We start from the raw sequence: 21,711 nt of genomic DNA on the forward strand, positions 1-21,711 counted from the left end.
TGTTTTATGTCTTAAAATATTGGCCTTAGTAATCTTTCGTATCAGCCGATTGCGGCGAGGCGATGCCAAGCATCAAGATTGACGCGATAAAGGCCATAGCCAGCAATATACCAAAGAAGCTGAAGGTGCGGTCAGCTTTGATCATCCACGCTTTCAGCGGATTACGATCAGATCCGACGGTGTTTTTAATTTTCGTTCCAATAGGACGTAGCTTGGCTTGCACATCGCGGATTTTACGCTCCATATTGGATGTGTGCCATTTGCGGCTCGCGTCTTTAATGGGCCTTTGCGCGTCCTCTAACCACGCTTTAATCTTGGGTTTACGCATGGCATCAGTGTTGAAATCAGATGTTTTGAAATCTGGTGCTGTTACGTCAGGGATACGAAGCTCGGGTATTTTCACATTTGGAGCGCTTAATTTCGGTACGTTGACATTAGGCACAGCCACGGCAGGCGCTTCGGCCTTTTTGACAACGTCAGGGCTGGCTGTTTTGCGCGCAAAAGGCGCTTTAAATTTGTCCCATAATGATGGTTCAGCAAGGCGTGTTTGCGTGCGCATCTGTCCTGTATTGGAAAATCCGCGCAAAGACGGGGGTTGTGTGGCCGTCAGTTTTGGGGCGCTATAGCGCACCGTTTGTGGGACCGTTTTGGGTTTGACGTGCATTGGTTGGGGCGCTGCAATCGGTGCGGGCGCGATAGTCTCGACGGTTTTGATAGGGGCTACGGCTGTTTCTTTTTTGTCCAAATTTAGCTTGGCCATTAACGCTGCCCCGCTTAACGCGGCTTTATCCGTGACGTTTAACCATGTGTCCTCAATGCCGCTATAATCCCACTGTGTGAAATCCAGTGAGGCGAGGCGAAAGCCTTGCGCCGCTGTTTTTGGTGCGCGGTAATCGGCAAAGGCAGGGGCGGCCATGGCGGTTTGCGCCATCAAAACGGTGTTGCCTTGCCAGCGCGCTACACTGCCTGACAAATCGTTCCAGACATCATCCTGCGTTAACGTGGCAACACTACCGCTAAAGACTGTGCCCGGCGCTGTGCTGAACACAGCGGTTAATGTGCCGGGTTGACTAGCGCTAGGATAGATGGCGGCCACACCGCCGCCGCCCGCACGGCGCGATTTGCTGCGTTGACGTGCGGCGTAAATTTCCATCGTCGCCTCATCGTCTAACGACGCGAACTTCTCTGTGCTGCTGGCAAAATTAAGGCTGCCTTGCCCGCGAAGGGCCGCAGATAAAGCCTTGGGCGCATCATCAAGCAAGCCTGTAGAGCGTGCGAGCGGGCCAATAATCATGAGGTTACGCTCTTTATCATAGGCACGGTTTTGACCGAGGGATGACACAGTGGTTTCGGCCCAGCCCGTGCCAGACGATTTGGCAAGCTTAGCCACAAGTTTTAACGCTGCCGCACGGTCAGTCGCGGTCTTGGTCGCCATAACAATATGAGTATCTGCCCCGTCGGCATCGGCAAAAGGGCCCGAGCCAGCCGTTAAGCGCGATAGATCCGTGACGTAAGACCCGCCGTTTTTTGACAGTTCAATACGTGATCCAGACCCAATATAAAAGCCGGGCGCATCGTCCCACTTGGGGCATATGAAACCTGCGTCGTCATTGGCCTTCGTGAAATTAGGCGTCAATGTCAGGCGGTTATCCGCGCCTTTTAATACGCCTTCAGGAATATCAAAAGCGACAGTTTTGCGGCGCTTATTTAATTGTGCATAGCCGAGCGAGCGCCCGTTCAAATTAACGCTTAACTTGGAGTTATCCGCAATATCGTCAGATGATGACAGGCGCAGCAGTACGCGGCCCGATTGGGCTTGCGGGTCACTGACATTAAAATCAAGCGTCCCAGGTGTCGCCGCCCAGTCGCGTGCGTAAAACCCAAAGCCCATATCAGATAACTTTGTCTTACCCGATACCGTGTTATGCGCTTGTTTAAAGCTGCGCTGGAACCGAAGCTCGCCTTCTGATGCTTCTGATCTGCGCACATAGGGAAGGCGGCGTTGGGCAAATAATTTGGCGGCCGACAGGACATGAGCGTCGCTATCGCCTGTGATGACAAGGCGCAAGGGTGTGCCTTTGGCGACAGATATCTTCGGGCCCGTCTCGTCCATAATGGTCCGATCGGTAACAAAGCGCGAAATATCGCTGCGTTTACCGATGATGACATCCATGCCAGATTTTCCACGGGACGTGCGGAAATTGGGCAAGCTATCCATGCGCAGGCCAATGCCTTGCGCGCCCAGAACTTCTAGACGGTCTTTGGACGACCCAGTGGCGATAATGCCGACTGTTTTAGGCGCCAGCACGGGATTGGATAGACGGTCTTCAACTTCATTAAGGTACAGTGCGCGGGATTTTGCGCGAGTGCGCGTGATCACAGAGCTTTTGGCGGATTTTAAAATCCAAGACCCGTCATCGGGCGTTAGGCATGCGCCGTTGCTCGCAGGGTAACTCACCGTAATCACATTGCCTTTGGCGCGGGCATAATCGCCGTCTAGGCGGATGCGGGCATCAAACGAATTGCCCTTTGGGCGCAATGTCACGGGCGGCGCATTGTTTAGGCTGACAAGGATAGGGGCGTTTCGGTTCACATTATCGCCCGGATCCATGGATAGTATAAATTCAACGCCGTCAATCCAATCTGAACTGGATAAATCAAAGCGAAGCTTCATCTCAGCCTGCCGCCAATCCAGTGTCGTGACGTCCGCGCCGCCTAAATCTGCGACTTTCGCTTGGCTTATGACTTGTTTGCCTGATGTGATAGCAGCCTTTGCAGCAGGAGCGTTAAACATAGCGCTACTGGCCATAATAAGGGCTAAAGCGGATGATTTAAGGGCGGTGCGCGATAGATTTTGATACATTGCCAAAGGCCTCATGATTAACATGGGACTAACAAAGCAAGATGGATGCCAAGATTGCACGCAAGAGGGGAAAAGATGATAAAGGGCTTCGCCTTGCGCTTGTGCGCGCGGCTAACCATCTAAGCTCTAAGGATAATGCAAAAGGAATGCCGTCATCACACCGCGTTTAAAGACATCCATTTGGGCTTCGGCCTTGATACGCCGCGCGGACGCTGCGGGCGCATTTGCGGCGGTGCTGCATAGGGGTGACCCAGATAGTGGGACGGTATTGGTCAGCGTGCGCGGCCGCGACGGCCAGCATGTGCTCTATCAATCCGCGACGGTCATGGACGGGAGCCGTCTATGGATGGCGGACACCCCAACGTCCGAGCAAGCGGTGGGCGCGAAAATTGCCAAGCGCCGCGAGGGCGATAGTGATTTATGGGTGATTGAGATTGATGACCGCGAGGGCCGTCATTTTCTGACGGAAAGCGTGCAGACGTCTTCATAACTTTAACCGATGAGCGCGCTTGAGTTTAGGCGCGCATTTGCCTATGCACCGCTCATGTCTGACATCACTTCAAAACCGTCTCATACCAAAAAACCTGAAAGCGAACGCCGTCGGGTCTTTGCGATTATTTCTCACCCTGATGCGGGTAAGACGACGCTGACCGAAAATATGCTCTATGCGACGGGGGCTATTCACCAAGCGGGCCGTGTCGCGGCACGCGGCGAAGCCCGGCGCACAAAATCTGACTGGATGAAGATTGAACAAGAACGCGGTATTTCCGTGTCATCATCCGTGATGACGTTTGAGCATAAAGACCTGATTTTCAACCTGCTGGATACGCCAGGCCATGAAGATTTTAGTGAAGATACTTACCGCACCCTCACGGCGGCAGATTGCGCGGTCATGGTGCTTGATGTGGCCAAAGGTATCGAGCCGCAGACCCTAAAGCTGTTTGAGGTTTGCCGCCTGCGCGATATTCCGATTATTACCTTCGTCAATAAAATGGACCGCGAGGGCCGCGAGACCTTTGATGTCCTATCAGAAATTGAAGATAAACTGGCGCTGGATGTTGTGCCGATGCAGTGGCCCGCCGCATCTGGTCGTCGTTTCAAAGGCACAGCGGATTTGACCAGTAATGTCTTCTACCGTTTCATTCGCCCTGATGAAGACGGCGATACTGGTGTTGGTGCCCCGCAAGTCGATATGGATAGTGACGAGATGAGCGCCATATTTAAAGACGAAGATCTGCTCGCGGAATTTCGCGAAGAGGTGGAACTAGCCAAAGAATACGGTGAATTTAATATTCAGTCCTTTAACGAAGGCCATATGACGCCCGTTTATTTCGGCTCTGCCTTGCGTAAATTTGGTGTGCGGGAACTGATTGACGCGCTGGCCGAACTGGCCCCTGGGCCGCAGGTCGAGCCCGCGCAAAAGGCAGGTCAATCGGTCGAAATTGCGCCGAGCAATAAAGAAGTCACAGGCTTTGTTTTCAAAGTTCAAGCCAATATGGATTTAAACCACCGTGACCGCGTGGGGTTCCTGCGCCTTGTGTCAGGTGAATTTAAACGGGGCATGAAGCTAAAAACCGCAGACGGTAAAGCGATTAGCGTTCACAATCCGATCCTGTTTTTCGCCCAAGACCGCGAATTGGCCGATAACGCCTTTGCGGGTGATGTTATTGGTATCCCCAATCACGGTAGTTTGCGCGTGGGGGACAGCCTGTCTGAGTCTGGAAAAATTCGCTTTGCTGGCATGCCAAATTTTGCACCCGAAATCCTGCGCCGCGCCCGTACAGTTGATCCGCTGAAGGCCAAACATCTGCGTAAAGCGCTTGAAAGCCTGGCCGAAGAAGGCGTGACGCAACTCTTTAAACCGGCCTTTGGTGCCGATATGATTGTCGGCGCGGTGGGGGCGCTACAGATTGAAGTTATGGCGGACCGCATGAAAAACGAATACGGGCTAGAGGTCCTGTTTGAAATGCCGCCCTATCAAATTGCGCGCTGGATTGCGTGCGATGATGAGGCTGAGCTAGAGGCTTTTGCGGCTAAGAACCGCAATAATATGGGCGAAGACCTAGACGGTGCTCCTGTGTTCCTCGCCAAATCAGCTTGGGATATTGGTTACGCGCAAGAAAAGAACCCTAATTTGCGGTTCTTATCGACAAAAGAACGGCGCTAGGGGCATATGAGCGGCTTATCCGCGTCATAAAATTCGCCGTCCACCCAAAGTTGGCATGTGCCAAAGTGAGAATTTGGGTAAAATTTTATCCTAAAATCGATTAATTTCAAAAAAATACGATTTTTTTTGCTTGATTTACGCGCGGTTTAATCTTGAACAGTGTCCGTCTGTACTTGGTTTTATACTATGTTTGTATTTGAAGTAATTAGATTTTAATCGAGTATAAACTAGAAAGTAATACATATTTACTTGTTTTAACAACTATAAAGCTTGATTAACCTTTACATCTTTTAACCTTATATTTATTCCCTGCCGCCAAATTTCATATCAAGGCCAAGACGAGGAACTCGCGAGACGGCCCACCACACGGCATTATCCGGTGGTATTAGGTGAAACAAGGGAGGGCGATATGGCCTTTACTGATGGAGACGTAACTGAAGCCAAGGCCGCGATTGAAGCGGGCTGTAAATCAGAGGACCTGTTCCGTTTGGGACTGATCTATTCAACTGATTTGGAAGATAAAGGACCAAATTTTGTGGAAGCCCACAAATGGTTCAATCTGGCTGTCATGATGGGATCACAACCCGCCAAAGCATACCGCGAAGAAATCCTTATGGAAATGAGCAAGGACGACGTGACATTGGCACAGCGTGCGGCGCGCGGATGGCTTGCGGAAAACCGTGAGCTTCTATCAAGCACAAAAAAAGCAGCCTAGCTCCCGCTGACAGCTTTTTCTAAGAGGTCTTGTTTGCGCTACGGCGAAATGACCGTCGTGCCATTACCGCCATTGCTACCAAATTGGTAGCTGAGGTTAAAGTCAACGGGCAGGGCTGCGCGGAACGCTTGCACCCAATTGCCAACCTCGGCGATTTGTGTGCGTGGTACGAAGATAACATCGCCGCGGCGTAGCTGCATATTGTCGTTATATTCGCGAATATTACGCATACCGTTTTTCAAATCGACGACGCGCATCATCATGCCGCCATTAGGCGCGCGGCGCAGCACGGCGACATGACCCGTCTTGGCGCTGGGGCGAAGGCCGCCGGCCATAATGACGGCTTCTAGCACCCCGACAGGGCCGGGCAGAGTATATGTGCCCTGTTGTCCGACCTCGCCGCCAACATAAATTTGTTCTGGACCATAGGCGCGCGGCGTCACTGCAATCGTGGGATCGCGCAGTAAGGACGCAAGCTCTGCCGATAAATCACGTTCGACTTGGGAAAAACTCCGACCCGCTGCCATAATTGGCGCGACATGCGGCATGACAATACGGCCGTCCGGGCCAATCGTTAATGTGCGAGAGAGTTCGGGCGCAGAGGCGACAACGATATCCAGCTGATCACCAGGATAGAGCAAATATTGCGGTTCATAATCAATCCAGCGTTGAAACTGACCCACGCCTGCATGGGGCGGGGGTGTTTGATAGGCTAGTTTTTTTTGCCCCATAATGCGGTCGCCAAAGCTGTCATAAGCGGGCCCTGAGAACGGTGAAAATAGGCCTGATTTTTTTTTATTTTTTTGTACCTCATAGGGTGTTTTAGCGGCGTATCGTGCCTGAGGCGTGGCCGCCTTGCGTGTATAATGACCTGATTTCGCCTTATAGGGGTGGTTCAAGTGATTCGTTTTGACGCTCTTTTTGGCCATTGGTGGGCCGTAACTACCCGAACATGCGCTCATAGCGAGTGCCGAGACCCCCATTATGACTGTCAAAATCAGCGGTTTTACCGTGGTTTTCATGCAAATAGCCTCAATTGCTGTAAGTTTTGCGAATTTCTTCACTTTTTTAGAGTGTTAACAAGAATGGATAACGAAAAATTAAAATTTAGAGCGTCTGTTGCATTAACACATTCGTTTTGAAGGGTTGGACATGGCCATATTGGGTCTCGGTAAACGCAAAAAAGGAGCCGCCGTTGAGGCCGCTCCAAGGCCTATGGCCGAACCCTCTCCGCGTGTGGGTGATTTAACCGTTGGCGATTACGCCAATGGCATGCCGCGCATTCGCCTTGGCGAGTTTTTCAACTCTTTTGGACGCCAACTCCGCTGGGTTATCCCGCTGATGGTGCTGGGCACTTTGGGCACGTGGTATATGACCAAAGATATCAAGCGCACTTATACGGGCGAAGGCCGCATCCTTGTGCAGCTTGGCAGTGAATATGTCTTCCAAGACCCGACCAATCAAAATGCGTCTCAGGGCTTGATGCTAACCCCCGACCACATCGTGCTAAACGAGATTGGCATTATGAAAAATGCTGATATCATTGAAAAAGTTGTCGGCGAGATGACCTCATCTGATAGTTTTGGACCAGGGCGCTTTGCCAAAGACGCCTTTGAGAAAATTAACGGCGCGCGCAATCCTGTAGACGAGCAAAACGCTTGGGTGGATTTGTACAAAGAGGTCGAGAGCAGCTTTGCGGTCATGCCCCAACCCAAATCATCCATTGTTGATTTGGCCTATAAACATGAAGACCCAGAGGTTGCGGTCGAAACGTTAAATGCCTTTATCGAGGAATATCTAAACGCGCGTAAGGCGTTATTTGTTGAAGGTTCCGGCGATGTCATTGCCGAGCGCCGTAAATCGACCGAAGAGCAATTAAAAACCAATGAGCGCGCAATGCAACGTTTCTTGCAGCGCTACGGCATATCTGACTTTGAAAGCGAACGCACAGGCGTGACCAAACGCACAGAAGACCTGCGTACAGAACTTAATACGTTGCGCGGTAGCTTAAGCGAAGCCGAACGGGCGCTAGCCACTGTTGAAAATCAGCTTCGTAGCACAGATGAAACCATGGATCTCTATGTTGATGACCGGACGTCACAACGTGTTGCCGCGGCAGAATTGGAGCTAAAACAACTTTTGGCTAAGTTTTTGCCGGGTAGCCAGCCTGTGCGTCAAAAGCAGATTGAGCTTCAAGAGCTAAAATCTTTGCAAACCTCGGGCAATGGCCGTGTCGCTGGTGGACGCCGCGTTGGTCCCAACCCTGTGTTCCAAGAATTAATGACCCGCCGCAATACTTTGCAGGCCCAAGCCGATAGCTTGCGCGAAAAAGAGTTTACATTGCCTTAATCCAAGCTATCAGAACCTGCTGCGTGAACGCGCAACACTAGATACGCGCCTGAAAAGCTATACCGCCAAAGAACAAGAGGCGATTGTCAATCAAGACCAAGCCGAGGCAAGCTCTGAAAATGTGCGTGTTATTTCTTATGCCTCGCGCCCGCGCAAAGGCTCTAATACGCGTCTTTTGATGTTTGCATTGTCCACTGTGGCCTTGGGTTTTGCCCTGTTTATGTTGGCGTTAATGCGCGTGTTCCTTGATCCGAAATTATATGCATCACAAGCTGTGCGCCGCGTGAGTGGTGATCGCCGCACTGCGCCTCGCCAAGAGCAGACGCCAGCCTATCAAGAGCAAGCCCCGTCCTATAGTGACCCGTTTGCGGAGCCTTTCGTCCCGCGTTACGCCAGTGCCCATATTCCCGAAGCTGTTCCAGAACCTGCTGGCGCATTTACAGCCCAACCCTATGTCGCGGATGCACAGCCTGCAGCGCCGCAAACAGGTCCAGTAGAATATCAGCCCGACGCAAATCCATATGTGCAGCCCGCCAGCTATAGCGCGGCGGGTAATGCGGCCTATGATATATATGCCAATCCCTATAATGACCCGCTTGCGAACCCCTATGCCCAACCCACACAGGCACAACCGATTCAGGCACAGCCGGTTCAGGCGCAGCCAGCTCAAAGTTACCAAACCGACGTCCCAGTCTTAGGCACTGTGCCGCCACAAACACAAAGCTAGTGATGTCAAAGGCGGTGATAAACATTGTGACTAGTGGGGCCGTGTGGTGATGAATAATCAAAACCCCTTGCAAGGTGTCTTGTCAGCTTTATGTGCACCGCCGCGTGTTGATGGTCGCGGTCCTGTGATTGCTGTGACTGCGGCCCATGGCGGTGTCGGCAGCAGCTATGTCGCGCGTAATTTGTCCATCCTTGCGGCTCAGCATTACGGACCCTTTGGGCAGCGTGTGGCCCTTGTTGATTTGGACTTAACACAACAAGCTCAATCTGCCTTCTTTCATGATCCCATGCAGCAAGCGACCTATGGTGCCCTGAGAGGCCCCTATGACGCGACCTTTGGTCAAACACCGTTTTGGCAAGTTAGCCCAGACGGGGTTGATGTTGACGGTGAACGCAAAAGCACGGCGCGTTACGGCGCGCTATACTTGGTTGGGGATACGGGGCTTACCGTGACTAAATTTAATTGGGACGAGATTAAGGACGGGCAGAATGTGCATCTGGTGGCGTCACGTGATTACTGGCATGCGATGCGTGACCAGTTTGCCGTCATCATTGTTGATACGCCGTCATTTGAGCGCGCCGATACGGCCCTGACCGTTATTCCCGAAGCCGATAAAACGGTTATTGTATGTGACACTGCGCGCGCGTCTGATCCCGCGCAAAAGGCGCTGTCAGATCGTATCGCTGAAAATGAAGGCCGTTGCGCAGGCCTAGTGATTAACGAAGGTGCCGTTCCCGCATCAAACAATGGTCGTTTGGCCTAAGGGCTAAGCTTTTGTTTGGTTACGCCAGCAGGTGAGCTGGATTGTGTTGGAGCGTCAACGCCGTAAAGCCGTGGACTAAAGCCTGAAAACCATATGACTTTCCCAACCGCTTGCGACAGACGTCCATAGCTATGCACGAAATGCGGATTACCTGTGAGCCGTTGGAAAGCGTAGATTGGCGCGCGTGTAATTGTTTGCACAATGCCAACGCCCATCCATTTCAAAACGCTCGGGGCACCCGCCCAACCGTGATCTGCCGCACTCTGCGTTGGGGCTTGGCCAAAGGCGAAATTACGTTTCCAGACATAGGCTGGGGTCGCGCGGTGGGTTGGAATATGCTCTATCGCATTGGCCTTGGTTGTCCAAGCAATGCGGCCACCGTGACCCAAGATATGCGCGAATAACGCGTCATCTTCGCCGCCGACTTCGTTTAAACTCGGGTCAAAAACCGGATCGGGCAGGGACGTGCGTCCATGGTCAATCAGGCACCCCCCTGTGCCAAAAGTTTTCTTAATGATGCCGTCTGCAAAATTACCCGTACGACAAAACAGAGGCTGCATATGCGGATAGAGCGGATTATCCCCATCGGGCATTTGGGCGATAACAGGGCCAAAGACAATCGGGGCGTCGTAGTGATTAGCGGCGATAACAAGTTCTGCGATCCAGCGAGGATGCGCTTCCATATCGTCGTCCAAATAAATGATATAACGTCCTTGGGCTTGGGTCAGCGCGCCGTTACGGGCATTGGATACACCAGGATCAGGGACATGGGTATAGATAACGCGCGTTTGCGGATTGGCATCAATCAGCGCCAGAACCGCCGTTTCTGCGCTGCCCGCGGGATCGTTATCAGCGACAATAATCTCATAAGGGCGCCCGTCTGTGTCTTGATCAATAATACTGCCTAGCGCGCGCAAAATATCATCGGGCCGTTTATAGGTTGGCACAATCACGGATATTCCGTCGGCCCAATCCTCAATTGACCAGTTCTTTCGGTGGGTTGTCGTCATTTTCGGTGTGACCTGTGTATTAGTGCTGGGCATCGGACCCCCCTTTTAAAAACGTGATTGCGTCCGCCACAGGCAGAACGCGGGCATTAACGTCTTTGACGGCTTTGATAACGGCTTGCATTTCGGGCGGTGTGCAGCCCCATTTTGACGGGCTGTGGCTGACCTCATGCATGAACAATGTAATCCACGCAGGACGCTCAGCCGAGGCTTTAATCGCGGCAATCGCGCGGGTTGTGTCTTGGCCTTGAAAGACGGGGTAAGACGCGATTTGATTAAGATCCGCGCGTCCTGTCATCGCTTTGGGGGTGATGCCGCGAAGGCCTATAAATTGGCGTGATAGGGCAGTTTTTAGCGCAGGCGTGACTTCGCCGAAAGGATAGGCAAATGTAGAGCAATTCGCGATACCAAGGTCCGTCAGCACATTTTGGTTGCGCGCGACATCAGCCATAAACTCATCAATGGGTGTAAGATTGCCGTCAATATGGGAAAAGCTATGTCCGCCTATTTCGTGACCATTGCGGGCGACTGCCACTGCGTCATCCGCACTCATATGAAGGCCGTGGTGATTGGTAATCCCAAAGAGTTTAGAGGCCACATAGACCGTACCTCGCCAGCCTTCGCGCTCCATCGGTTTTAATCCGTGGCTTACGGCTGATAAGGGGCAATCGTCATAAGTAAAGCTGACCAGCGGACGGTCGAGCGTAAAGCGAATATCACGGCGATTTCGCAGAGGCGTAATGCGGCGCATGACTTTGGTCATGATACGATTAGATGGGGCGTAGGCGTTATGCACGGCGCGCCTCCGCATTAAAAGCGCTGGCATACCAGCTTGCGCGCCATAGTTTTAAGCCCAGCACACGCAGACGCATTGGTAGAAAACGTATCACAACAGCGGCGCGGTAGATGGGCCGCAGCAGGCCTTGACCTGGCACGCGCGACAGCTTTTTAGACAGGCGGTAAAGCGACAATGTCGTGGCAAGTTCGGGGTGTTTATCTGTAAAACGGATGTAATTCTGCGCGCTAGATTTAAACCGTGCCAATAGCGTTGTGTCAGTCTCTAGTCCCAAATGAAGCGCGCTATTATCGATATGGGTTAGGCGGTAATCCTTCGCCACGCGCGCCGCCCATTCGCTGTCTTCCCAACCCCAGCCCGTAAACCCGTCATCAAAGGGTTGCGCGGTCAGCACGGCTTTGCGCACACATAAATTAGACGATGCCACAAATTGCGCACCAGCGGCTTTGCGCTCTGCCAGCGGTAGACAGTCAGAAATATGGCTCAGCGCGCGGTGCAGCTCTTGTTCTGCTCTCTCGGCACGGTCTGACACGGTGAAACCGCCGAAGATGATGTCGCTATCACCTTTTGTAATGGCCGCTTTATAGCGCGTTAAAAAACTATCAGATCCGGGGCGCATATCCGCATCAAGGAATAATATCCAATCGGCGCGTGCTGTTTTTTGTAGGGCATTTCGTGCCTCTGAGCGGCCTTTGTTTTTATCAGCAATCATCAGCGTGATGGCCTCTGCGCTTTTTTGCACAATCTCGCCTAGACGTGCGTTCAGGGCTGCATCGCCCGTGCCGTCGTCATAAAAGATGAGTTCCACATCTGGACTCATTTGCGACTGTAAATCCTGCATCAACGCGCTAGGATCATCATGATAATAAGGCACCAGTACAGACAATGACGGCACGGCGTGCACCGCGCCAGGTGACTGGATGAGGGTTATATCGGTCGCAAAGGGCGCGGTCATGGCGTGACCTCGGCGGTAATTGGCTCAATATCTGCGTCGTCTTTGGATTTAAACCGCCCAATCATGTCGCGTAGAAGATCACGGCAATTCGCGGCATTAATCACAAGACAAACAATACCGTAAGTCACAGCGCCAAGAGTAGCTTTAATGAGCAGCGCGATGAAGTCAGGCAAGCTGTCCAACGGGCCGAGCGCCCAAACGGTCGCCGCCATTGCAATACAGGCGAGCGATATTTCAAAGAAGGCGCGCACAGGCACGGGCAGGGGATAATGTCGACGGCCCAAGACCATGGCAATCACAAGGCCTAGCGCATAAGCCGCGACTGTCGCGTAAACCGCCCCCATAAGCTCGTATTTGGGGATAAGGACGATGTTTAGGCCAATGTTCAAAATCACGGGTGGCACCATGGCCCAAACAAACATATCGGTCTTACCCGACAGCATAAAAGCGCGCTGCGCGTAGTAACAAATCATGCCGTTCAAGACGCCAGCAAAGGCAATCAGCGGCATGATTTTAACCGCGCCTGCGCGCACGTCTTCGCCCAAGATAAAGCCGACATCGCCCGCAACTAGCGCGATGCCCGTCGCAGCCGGCATAGCAATCCACAAAAGCGCCGCGCCGTAATCTTTCATAACGTCGCGCGATTGGTCGAGCCCTTGTTTTTCTAAAGCTGTGACAGCGATGGGCGTGAATGCCATACCGAGCCAGATAAAGAGAACATCCAAAGAGCGGTTTGCCAGATTATAGCTGGCCGAATATTCACCGGCATAGGCATCACCCAGCATGGCAGTAATGAGGTACATATCCCCCGATGATAAGGCGTAGGTCAGCAATAGTGACACGCTAATTGGCATACCGTATTTGAAATAGGTTTTGACTTTGTCAGGGTCAGATGTGCCGCCGCGCATTTGTTTTATCATAAACGGCAGGTCCACACTCAGCACGATAATGATGGCGGCCATGATGCCAAAAAACAGGGCCATTTCGCGAAGGGGCGTGACGATAATCAGGATAATGCCGATGGTGAAGCTCAGCATTAAATGGGTCGAATAAAGCGCGCTATAGCGCATGATGCGGTGGGCCGCTTTATGGGCTTCAGTGCCAATATTTAAAAACAGCTGCAAACAGGTGGACGATATGGCGACGGCCAAGACATTGCGCATGGAGGCGTCAATCGGCAGGACAAATAATACAGCCATCGCGATGGGCCAGATAATTGCGACGGTTAGCAGGGCATAACGGTATAGCGTCTTAACATGGCTGTTGACGTCATCATTGCGTTCTGCGCGGGCTTGGAACCGGGCCATGGCCGCTTCTAGCCAAGAGAACAGCGCCATATGAAAGGCGAGCATGGTAATCATAGCCAGCGCATAACGACCATATTCTGACGCATCCAAGAGGCGCGTTAAAATGGCTAAACCGCCAAAGCTGGTCACTATCGTGGCCAGATTGACGGGCACATAGGCAAGTATAGACCGACCGCTCATCGCGCGGCCTCATATGTCATTAGGCCGCTCATTAACGAATGTTTTCGCTATCACCGAGCAGGCAGGGCAGAGTTTTCAGTATAATCATAAGATCAAAAAAGGCAGAGCTCCGCTCGATATATTCCACGTCAAGTTCTACGCGGCGCGCGACGTCTTCGGCAGAATGTAGCGGCCCGCGAGAGCCGTTAATTTGCGCCCAGCCCGTCATGCCAGGCTTAACCTTGTGACGGTGGGCATATTCTTCGACCAACTTATAGCTTTCCACATCCCCCGTGCGCATCCCTACAGCGTGCGGGCGCGGCCCGACCAGTGACATTTCACCTTTCAGCACATTTAAAAGCTGGGGCAGTTCGTCAATGCTGGTTTTGCGAATAAAGCGCCCGATTTTGGTGATACGCGCATCACCTGCGACGGTCTGCTGCGCGGCTTTGGGGTCGGCCGCGTCATTGCGCATAGAACGGAATTTATAGACACTAAAGACGCGGTTATTAAAGCCGTGACGTTGTTGCTTAAAGATGACAGGGCCGGGGCTATCAAGCTTAATGATAAGCGCAATCAGCGCCAAGACGGGCGCACCAAAGACAAGGGCGACACTACTAATACCAATGTCCATTAGGCGTTTGATTGCTGTATGACGGCCGCTTTTGGGTGTGCCTGTCACGTCGCGCACACCCACTTCGGCGATTTGGGTCAGGCGCTGTTGTACGTGATCAAGATTTTCAAACTCATCCACGACAAAGGCAATACGGTTTGGCAGCTTTCGCACTTGTTCGATAAACTCGGCCTTACGGCTTGCCGCCATGCTCGGCAGGGTCACGACAATGCGGTTGATATAGGGCAGGTCGTCCCAATCAAGCAGGTCTTGGATACGGCCAATAACGGGCACGCCGTGAATGTTTAGCGGCGCACGCGAAATACGGTCATCAAAAATCGCGAGAATATTAAGCTCATGCGTTTTTGCGTTTTCTTCAATCAAACGCCGCGCGCTTTCTGTTGCGCCCAGCATGACAATTGTGGGCGTTAAGGCACCTTTTTTATGGAGGCGTTGTGCATGGCTATAATACAGTGTGTGCAACACCAGCAGACCCAGCGTGGCAACGACGCCAGCAATGGCCAAAGCGTCTGGGGAGAAGGTCAGCGGTTTAGCAATGAGCGCAATGGTCAGCCACAAACCCAGAGCAGCGGCGGAGGCCAGAGTAACCGTTTTTATATGCTCAAAATATGTCTCTGACGGCGCAAATCTATGCGCGCGCATCGTGAACAGCATTGCGATGAAAATGATGGCTCCGAGTGCAGCCGCGGCGACAGGCGCGAGGATGCTACGGTTATTAATGCCGATATAGCTGCTCCAGACGGTGGCCATAATCAGCCCTGTGACCCAAAACACATCGGATATCCGAAGCGCAAACCGCAGTGCACCTAAGTTTGTTTGGCGTGTGGGGACATGAACATCGGCCACAGTTTTGCGGCGGCGGCGGCGCTCACCCGTTTTAGGGGCCTTTGCGGTTCCTGTGCGGGCGGTAAAAGCATCCAGCCGCTCAACCTTGCGCGCATTGCGATCTGGCATAGCTGGATCACCCGCCCGACCAGACTTTGACTGGTTTTTCGTTGCCGTTGTATTCATATCACGAGGCATTTTCATATCCTAATCCCACCATTAATGGGCTTGTTTACCGCAATAGCGCAAACATCTCGTAAACAAGCGTCATAAAAAATGATGCTTTTTCTATACCATAACGGCTTGCCCTGTGTCCGTTTGACCCAAAGCCAAATGACTATGGTTAATGGCTCGTAAATTTACCGGGCCTTACGCATTTCGGGCTAAATTAGACATGATTTTGGCTGAATTAATTTATCTATATAAAAATCCCCTGTATCAGTCAGATACAGCTTTGGCCTTCAAAGATGCGGCGTTGCTTAGGCGTTGTCTCTCTCGTGTTAAAAAGGCACAGCAATTTTGCATTTGTTGCTTGCCAGCACGCCCGCAATTCGCTAGTCCCGCCGACGGAGACGTGGCCGAGTGGTCGAAGGCGCTCCCCTGCTAAGGGAGTATGGGCCAAAAGCTCATCGAGGGTTCGAATCCCTTCGTCTCCGCCATTATTCTCGCGTAAGTTATTGATAAACTTACGAAATAATGGCGGGCAAAAAATATGTTCCCACTTTTGTTCCCACTTTCGGAAAATTTATTTTGTATGAGCTGAGAGCACTAACCATACATGATGGTGCCGACCTCAAAATTATCGGCGAATGATTCGCTAAATTCTTTGAGAGCGAGCAGCTTGCAAAGCTTGTTACTGAGTAAAAAGGTTACCGTGTGGAAAGTAATGGAAAGAGGGATCTTCCGAGACTTTTCAGAGGCTTACGCAACTTGCTATGTTAGGAAAATGGTGCTCCCACACGGCACAACGCCGATTGGAATTAACTATATAAACAATTACTTACGACTGTCAATTTTGATTTTGTGGCACGTGAAACTCTGAAGTTGTGGCACTGTCATCCTTCTCAGATTCGATGGGTTTCGCTAGTAGGCTGTAGGCAGTTGCAGAACTGTCTGAGTCTCAAAAACTCAGCTTCATTACTGCGAAATGTCTTTTGATCGCAGAGAGGTTTTACTGGAATTTGGTGACTATTAAGTCGAGCAAGGTAAAGAAACGTCGACCCGGACGAAATCGTTGAGCAATCTCGACAGCCCGAGCTCCGCCGCTAGCGCTTTTATTAAAAATGCGCACCCAGAGGCGCGCATAATAATTGCTGAAAAACCCGAAGGGTTGGAATGGTTCTGGATGTATTTGGTCGGCGATAACGGACCAATCGTGAGGCTTAAGGGTCAGAAGAAATAGCGCTTATTGATGCGCTTATATATTACGTAAGTGTAATGAGGATTGCTTTAGATCTTCGCTATTCGCGCCCGACATTAATATAATTCGGCCTGGCTCGAGTAAGAGTTCACCTTCTGCGTTTCTAAATCCAAAGTCTTCTGGTCCCAATGTAAACTCCACGCGGCGTTCTTCGCCTGGTTCCAGAGCCACTTTTTTAAAGCCTCGTAAAAGCTTGATGGGCCGTGCGCGGCTGGCGATATCGTCTCTAACATAAAGCTGAACGACCTCTTTGCCAGACCTCCTTCCTATGTTTTTCACGGTCACATATACTTTTACGCTTCCATTGACCGATATTTCGTTCGGGCTAGCTTGCGGCGCACCAACGTCAAAGCGCGTATAGCTGAGCCCATGGCCAAAGGGGAATAACGGGGTTGAATCTGAATCCACATAATTGCGAAAACGCCCCGTGGGCTGTTGATAATAGAACCCCGGGATTTGTCCAACATTACGCACCAAAGTTAGGGGTAGCTTGCCGCTTGGGTTAACGTCACCAAAGAGGATTTTTGCAAGGGCGTGACCGCCTTCTTCTCCGGGATAAAAGGCGTCAAGTATAGCGGGGCATTTCGCAGCGATAAGCTGAGGCGAGAGCGGACGGCCATGTATCAAAACTGTGATAACAGGCTTGCCGAGTTCCAATAAAGCCTCCGCAAGTTCGTTTTGCTGCCCAAATAGATCTAAATCGTCACGGTCGCCGCGCGAGTCGCCTGCAAAGTAGGCTTCCTGCGCCGTCGATTCATTCCCGCCGACAGCCAGAATAATTGTATCAACATTCTTGGCGGCGGCAACAGCTTCGGTAATAAGCTCTCTGTTACGCTCGGCCGAGGCAAAACTGACTGTATCGTCCGCGTCAGTCTCTATTTCATTTGTGCCTTCGCCGCCAACGGTGACCTCACACCCTAAGGCGTAGTCAATACTCATACTTTTACCTTCGGCATAGGCCCGAAGGCCCTCAAGCAGGCTCACGCCAACAAATGGCTTTGGGGAGTACCCTCCCAAGTGGACTGAAGCCGCGTTTGGGCCGACAACAAGGATACGTTCTGATTTGTTTGGATCAAGAGGTAGAAGATTATTTTCGTTCTTTAGCAGAATAGCAGACTCTTCAGCCATTTTAAGCGCAAGAGCCCGGTGCTCCGTGCTGCGTGAAAGACGTTTTGCTTCTGCGGGCTGCGCGAAGGGGAGATCAAATAACCCGCATTTAAATTTAGCGTATAAAATTCGTTCAGCCGCGCGGCGCACAAAAGTTTCACTGATTGCGCCATCACGTACGAGTTGGGGCAACATCATATATACGCCGTTATTGGCCAACTCGATATCAACGCCCGCTTTTAGGGCCATCGTCGCCGCTTCGGCTTCCGATGCTGCGACGCCGTGCAGGCTATGGATACGGCGCACGTCATCCCAGTCGGATACGACATAGCCTGCAAAGCCCCAATCTTCTCGCAATATATCATTAAGAAGCACGACATCGGCATGGGCCGGGACGCCGTCAATCTCACCATGCGAGGCCATAAGGCCCAAAGCGCCCGCGTCATTTACGGCTGCTCTGAAAGGGGCCAGCGTCACATTTTGTAATTCAACAGGCCCAATATGGGAGGGTGCAAAATTTCGCCCGCCAATACCCTGACCATAACCCGCAAAATGCTTTACACTTGTGGCGATTTTATCATTTTGCAGGTAATCGGCTTTCGGACCTTGCAGGCCTGTTACAATAGCCTTAGCCGCGACAGAAATAACATAAGGGTCTTCGCCCCACGTTTCCTCAGATCGTCCCCAGCGCGGATCAGTGCAGACATCAAGATTAGGGGAGAAACAGGCCTGAGAGCCGCGCGCCTTAGCTTCAGAGGCTGTTGCGCTAAAGACCTCCTCTACCAGCTTTGGGTTAAAAGCACATGCCATCGTAATGGCTTGGGGGAACTGCGTTGCGCCTGTCGCTAGCAATCCGTGCAGGCACTCCTCGTAAATAAATGCTGGAATACCAAATCTGCTGCGTTCAACAACCGCTTCCTGCAATTTAATGACCGCCTTTGCATTTTCCTCTGGCCCGGCATCCAGACTGGCGGAGTAGACTCCGCCAATTCCATGCTCAAAATAGGGATGCTTAACTTGGAAAGCGGCAGGGTCAGCCATCACATCTGCTGCGCGCGGGCAATTAAGCTGTGCTGCGGCTTCTTCAAGCGTCATTTGATTAATCAAGGCTTTAGCGCGCTGCGCGGGCGAGAAGGACCTATCGCGAAAGTCTATATCTGGAACCGAAGCCCCCGTGTCAGCGGCAGAGCATGCTGTGTTCGCTAGGGCGATGCTGCCAGTGCCAACTACGCCTAAATTTTTTAAAACATCACGTCTATTCATTTTATTTCCTTATGGTCGTGGGTTTGGCGTCTTCATTCTCTTTTTGTAACATGGCCGGCATTTGACTGCTGAGCGTGAGGTAAAATGCGTCCATGACAAAGCCATCCTCACGCATTGAAAACTCAACGGTGTGTTGCCCCGCGGATGGAACATCAATCCATATGCCGCCAATAACCCCGCAGTGATCATCTATGGTGCGTTGCCGATTGTCCCAATACCATTTGTGTCGGCCCGGGCAAAACTGCATACGCGCGCCGCTTTTGGGCCATTCGCCGTTAAGTCCGACATGCACGCTATTATCTTCACTGCCGCGGCTATAGGTGCGAACCCAAACATAATAACGGCCCGCCATCGGGAAATCGACAGTGTAAGAAGCAATAGTCATCTGCCCGGGTTGATTGCTAAAATTCTCGCCGGGAATAAGCGTATCATCATGGGTCAGCCGCGTGTCAGGTATAATGGCGGTGTATCCAGAATTATCGGTATCAAATGTTTGCCAATCAGCAGCGCAGGTATCGGAGCGGCACCATTGGCGTTTTTCCGATTTGCGTTGCGAGGTAAAGCTTTCTGCCTCTACGCGGATATCATTGCTTTCAGCTCGCCTTACAAGGATAGCCCATTGCCCGCTTCCCGATGATGGCGGTCTTCCAAGACCGACAGATGAGGGGCCCTGACGCCGTCGATTTTTATCAGTAATGGAACTCGCCCCGCCCATGACAAAAGGCTTTGATCCTGTTTGCAAGGCTCCGCCGAGTGACCTGTCATACCAATCTACAGTGAATTTTCCTTGCATGCCAGGCAGTCTGAGCTGAACCTCCTCAGCGCCGGGAATAATGACGTATAATTCTCCAGGATTAGCGAAAACATAATCGTCATGCGCAACCGTCGTTAGGTCGTTTGCGCGCATGGTCAGGGCTTTGTCACCAATGTGATTTTGGAAGAATCCCAGGGCCATCCGCCCGCCTTCCCACAAGCTGGCGCGCGTGCGGTGGTCTTGGCAATCTAAATCTGAGCATCCGGTTTTATAGCCGTAATAAGCCTCTACACCATTCGCTCCTGCGGTGAGGGCATTCCAAAGCGCGTCCCGCAGGAAATCTTCGCTTGAAATCGTTATCTCGCGTTTCGAGGGCAGCAAAGCGTCAGGATAATCAATATCAACTGTCGCGCCTCCGTCTGCGCGGCCCGGCTCATCATAGGCTAACACAAGGTTTTTTCCTGATAGCGCTACGGTATTCGCCCAATTCGTCACGTCCCTACGGAGGTCGGAATAATCATCTTGCCAGCCTTGAAGACTAAGTCCGTTAAGCTGAGTGTTGGGCCCTAGGAACGGGCGGTAGCGCTCTTTTTGGTCGGGATAGCTGTGTAGAACTATAGGATGGTTATATAGGTTATAGGAGGCGATATAATTTATCATGTGACGAATATCGCCAGGATGCTGAACGTTCTCTTCGCCAATATTCCAACTTAGCGCCAACATATGCCCGAAACGCGCCATCATTTCGCGAATGTATATCTTTCGCGTTCTTCCCAATGCGCTGTCATCCATGAAGAGATTGTTTTCAGTTTCCTGCAATTTGAAATGCAGGTGAATGCCTAGCGAGTCTGCGTAAGAGAATGTTTTGTGCCACTGCTCTAATTTAGAAACGTCAAGCCTGTCTTGGATTGTGCCTGTGTCCCATTGCTCTTTGGGCTTCATGGCTATGTATTCCGCCTCGTCTACAGCGAGGAGGTGCGGGAAGACATTGCGGTCATCGCCGCCTGTATTCCATAACAGCATTGAGACTGAATTCACACCGGATGTGGCAAGGTATTCCAACATTCCAAGGATGCCCTTGCCTTTGTTTTTTTGCCAAAGAAAAGGCTGGCCAGAGCGCGTGTAATCTTTCCGGTGAGCCGCCCAATCTTTTCGAAAGTTCTTGAAATTTGGCGTAGCATCAAACTCTGAATAGGCGAGCATATTCTCTGGTGCGTCTGGGCCAAACTTAAAAAACAGGCTGTTGTCGCCAGAGTATTGGTAATATGGCTCGCCAGTATAGCTGAGTATCCCTCTGGCCGTTATAGAGTCCTTGGAGAGTTTCATTATTGAGAAACGCCCTCTCAACCCATCCTTTTCCAAGGGCGTGCCCGCAGGTGTGCCAATAGCAATGTCAGTACCTTGTCTGAATCTGACTTTCCATTTATATTCACCTTGCTCTGATGGTAGGAAATGTGCGCGCCATGTTTTGCCAGATGTGCAGCCAGTATCTGCAGCATTACCGCAGGCGGCGAAATAGCCGGGAACTGTCCATTCGTTATCCTCTTTAGAAATAATCCAATCGAGCCGTATATCGGAAAACGGGTTTATCTCTCCACGTTCATCCATCTCTGGCCCATCAATTGAAAGTGTTACCCTGTCAAAGACAGCTCCAGATGTTTCGACTTCTTGAGCCATCGCTTGCGAGGTGAGTAGAGCAAAAAAAATGCTTAGAATAAGCAATAGCGCTTTTATGGCCTTGGTTAGGTGCAAACATGCTTTGCGATTTATGTGTCTTTGGGCGGTCATATATTCTCTACAAATATTATGTGGTGTCGTTAGATTGCTACTTTTTTTGGTCACAAAAAGACATATTAAATCATATAAATTCATTATTGCTCATTTGTAGTCATATGTGCTA

15 protein-coding genes and 1 tRNA gene are annotated in these 21,711 nt (G+C 51.4%); 7 read left to right on the top strand and 9 right to left on the bottom strand.

Annotation, left to right across the window (positions count from 1 at the left end; all coding sequences use genetic code 11):
• Positions 1–25: 25 nt before the first annotated feature.
• On the bottom strand, positions 26–2,863 hold the full coding sequence (locus tag AB6B37_RS03640; protein ID WP_371397546.1) for a cellulose biosynthesis cyclic di-GMP-binding regulatory protein BcsB: 2,838 nt from the start codon (positions 2,861–2,863) through the stop codon (positions 26–28).
• Between the two features lie 178 nt (positions 2,864–3,041).
• Between AB6B37_RS03640 and AB6B37_RS03645 the strand changes: the two genes are divergently transcribed.
• The 3 genes from AB6B37_RS03645 to AB6B37_RS03655 all read left to right on the top strand — a co-directional run bounded on the left by AB6B37_RS03645 (position 3,042) and on the right by AB6B37_RS03655 (position 5,745).
• Positions 3,042–3,353 (top strand): DUF1491 family protein, encoded by a 312-nt coding sequence (locus AB6B37_RS03645; RefSeq protein ID WP_371398404.1) that lies wholly within the window; start codon positions 3,042–3,044, stop codon positions 3,351–3,353.
• A 54-nt stretch (positions 3,354–3,407) separates the two neighbouring features.
• Positions 3,408–5,030 carry a peptide chain release factor 3 gene (locus tag AB6B37_RS03650; protein WP_371397547.1) on the top strand — a complete coding sequence of 541 codons (1,623 nt, stop codon included), beginning with the start codon at positions 3,408–3,410 and terminating at the stop codon, positions 5,028–5,030.
• Positions 5,031–5,439: 409 nt separating this feature from the next.
• Entirely contained in the window at positions 5,440–5,745 is a 306-nt protein-coding gene (locus AB6B37_RS03655; protein ID WP_371397548.1) for a hypothetical protein, read from the top strand.
• Between the two features lie 38 nt (positions 5,746–5,783).
• Here AB6B37_RS03655 and AB6B37_RS03660 read toward each other — a convergent pair whose 3' ends face one another.
• The gene (locus AB6B37_RS03660) at positions 5,784–6,767 is read right to left on the bottom strand and encodes a polysaccharide biosynthesis/export family protein (protein ID WP_371397549.1); all 984 of its coding nucleotides are present in this window, start codon (positions 6,765–6,767) and stop codon (positions 5,784–5,786) included.
• Positions 6,768–6,897: 130 nt separating this feature from the next.
• Between AB6B37_RS03660 and AB6B37_RS03665 the strand changes: the two genes are divergently transcribed.
• The 3 genes from AB6B37_RS03665 to AB6B37_RS03675 all read left to right on the top strand — a co-directional run bounded on the left by AB6B37_RS03665 (position 6,898) and on the right by AB6B37_RS03675 (position 9,584).
• Positions 6,898–8,094 (top strand): GumC family protein, encoded by a 1,197-nt coding sequence (locus AB6B37_RS03665; RefSeq protein WP_371397550.1) that lies wholly within the window; start codon positions 6,898–6,900, stop codon positions 8,092–8,094.
• 121 nt (positions 8,095–8,215) lie between these two features.
• Positions 8,216–8,821, top strand: a complete 606-nt coding sequence (locus AB6B37_RS03670) for a hypothetical protein (RefSeq protein WP_371397551.1) — start codon at positions 8,216–8,218, stop codon at positions 8,819–8,821.
• 46 nt (positions 8,822–8,867) lie between these two features.
• Positions 8,868–9,584 carry a hypothetical protein gene (locus AB6B37_RS03675; protein ID WP_371397552.1) on the top strand — a complete coding sequence of 239 codons (717 nt, stop codon included), beginning with the start codon at positions 8,868–8,870 and terminating at the stop codon, positions 9,582–9,584.
• Here AB6B37_RS03675 and AB6B37_RS03680 read toward each other — a convergent pair.
• Genes AB6B37_RS03680 through AB6B37_RS03700 form a run of 5 tightly spaced genes read right to left on the bottom strand, consistent with a single transcriptional unit; the run spans position 9,581 to position 15,471 of the window.
• Complete coding sequence (locus AB6B37_RS03680; RefSeq protein ID WP_371397553.1) at positions 9,581–10,627, bottom strand: glycosyltransferase family 2 protein; 1,047 nt, start codon at positions 10,625–10,627, stop codon at positions 9,581–9,583. The genes AB6B37_RS03675 and AB6B37_RS03680 overlap by 4 nt on opposite strands.
• Positions 10,614–11,387 (bottom strand): polysaccharide deacetylase family protein, encoded by a 774-nt coding sequence (locus AB6B37_RS03685; RefSeq protein WP_371397554.1) that lies wholly within the window; start codon positions 11,385–11,387, stop codon positions 10,614–10,616. Before AB6B37_RS03685 ends, AB6B37_RS03680 begins: the two co-directional genes overlap by 14 nt.
• Positions 11,380–12,342: a glycosyltransferase family 2 protein gene (locus AB6B37_RS03690; protein ID WP_371397555.1), complete on the bottom strand. Its 963-nt coding sequence runs from the start codon at positions 12,340–12,342 to the stop codon at positions 11,380–11,382. The genes AB6B37_RS03685 and AB6B37_RS03690 overlap by 8 nt, the downstream gene beginning before the upstream one ends.
• Positions 12,339–13,829, bottom strand: a complete 1,491-nt coding sequence (locus AB6B37_RS03695) for a polysaccharide biosynthesis C-terminal domain-containing protein (protein ID WP_371397556.1) — start codon at positions 13,827–13,829, stop codon at positions 12,339–12,341. Before AB6B37_RS03695 ends, AB6B37_RS03690 begins: the two co-directional genes overlap by 4 nt.
• 31 nt (positions 13,830–13,860) lie before the next feature.
• Complete coding sequence (locus AB6B37_RS03700; RefSeq protein WP_371397557.1) at positions 13,861–15,471, bottom strand: exopolysaccharide biosynthesis polyprenyl glycosylphosphotransferase; 1,611 nt, start codon at positions 15,469–15,471, stop codon at positions 13,861–13,863.
• Between the two features lie 364 nt (positions 15,472–15,835).
• On the opposite strand from AB6B37_RS03700, the gene AB6B37_RS03705 reads away from it, so the two are divergent.
• A tRNA-Ser gene (locus tag AB6B37_RS03705) sits at positions 15,836–15,926 on the top strand.
• A 758-nt stretch (positions 15,927–16,684) separates the two neighbouring features.
• Here AB6B37_RS03705 and AB6B37_RS03710 read toward each other — a convergent pair.
• Entirely contained in the window at positions 16,685–19,057 is a 2,373-nt protein-coding gene (locus tag AB6B37_RS03710; RefSeq protein WP_371397558.1) for a glycoside hydrolase family 3 N-terminal domain-containing protein, read from the bottom strand.
• 1 nt (position 19,058) lies between these two features.
• Positions 19,059–21,599, bottom strand: coding sequence for a DUF5060 domain-containing protein (locus tag AB6B37_RS03715; protein ID WP_371397559.1), 2,541 nt, complete (start codon positions 21,597–21,599; stop codon positions 19,059–19,061).
• Between the last annotated feature and the right edge of the window lie 112 nt (positions 21,600–21,711).

This window comes from Fretibacter rubidus (assembly GCF_041429785.1).
GTDB lineage: Bacteria > Pseudomonadota > Alphaproteobacteria > Caulobacterales > Maricaulaceae > Fretibacter > Fretibacter rubidus.

Coding starts and splice junctions, on each gene's coding strand:
- AB6B37_RS03640 (WP_371397546.1), bottom strand. CDS start 2,863: ATGTATCAAAATCTATCGCGCACCGCCCTTAAATCATCCGCTTTAGCC.
- AB6B37_RS03650 (WP_371397547.1), top strand. CDS start 3,408: ATGTCTGACATCACTTCAAAACCGTCTCATACCAAAAAACCTGAAAGC.
- AB6B37_RS03655 (WP_371397548.1), top strand. CDS start 5,440: ATGGCCTTTACTGATGGAGACGTAACTGAAGCCAAGGCCGCGATTGAA.
- AB6B37_RS03660 (WP_371397549.1), bottom strand. CDS start 6,767: ATGAAAACCACGGTAAAACCGCTGATTTTGACAGTCATAATGGGGGTC.
- AB6B37_RS03665 (WP_371397550.1), top strand. CDS start 6,898: ATGGCCATATTGGGTCTCGGTAAACGCAAAAAAGGAGCCGCCGTTGAG.
- AB6B37_RS03680 (WP_371397553.1), bottom strand. CDS start 10,627: ATGCCCAGCACTAATACACAGGTCACACCGAAAATGACGACAACCCAC.
- AB6B37_RS03690 (WP_371397555.1), bottom strand. CDS start 12,342: ATGACCGCGCCCTTTGCGACCGATATAACCCTCATCCAGTCACCTGGC.
- AB6B37_RS03695 (WP_371397556.1), bottom strand. CDS start 13,829: ATGAGCGGTCGGTCTATACTTGCCTATGTGCCCGTCAATCTGGCCACG.
- AB6B37_RS03700 (WP_371397557.1), bottom strand. CDS start 15,471: ATGAAAATGCCTCGTGATATGAATACAACGGCAACGAAAAACCAGTCA.
- AB6B37_RS03710 (WP_371397558.1), bottom strand. CDS start 19,057: ATGAATAGACGTGATGTTTTAAAAAATTTAGGCGTAGTTGGCACTGGC.
- AB6B37_RS03715 (WP_371397559.1), bottom strand. CDS start 21,599: ATGACCGCCCAAAGACACATAAATCGCAAAGCATGTTTGCACCTAACC.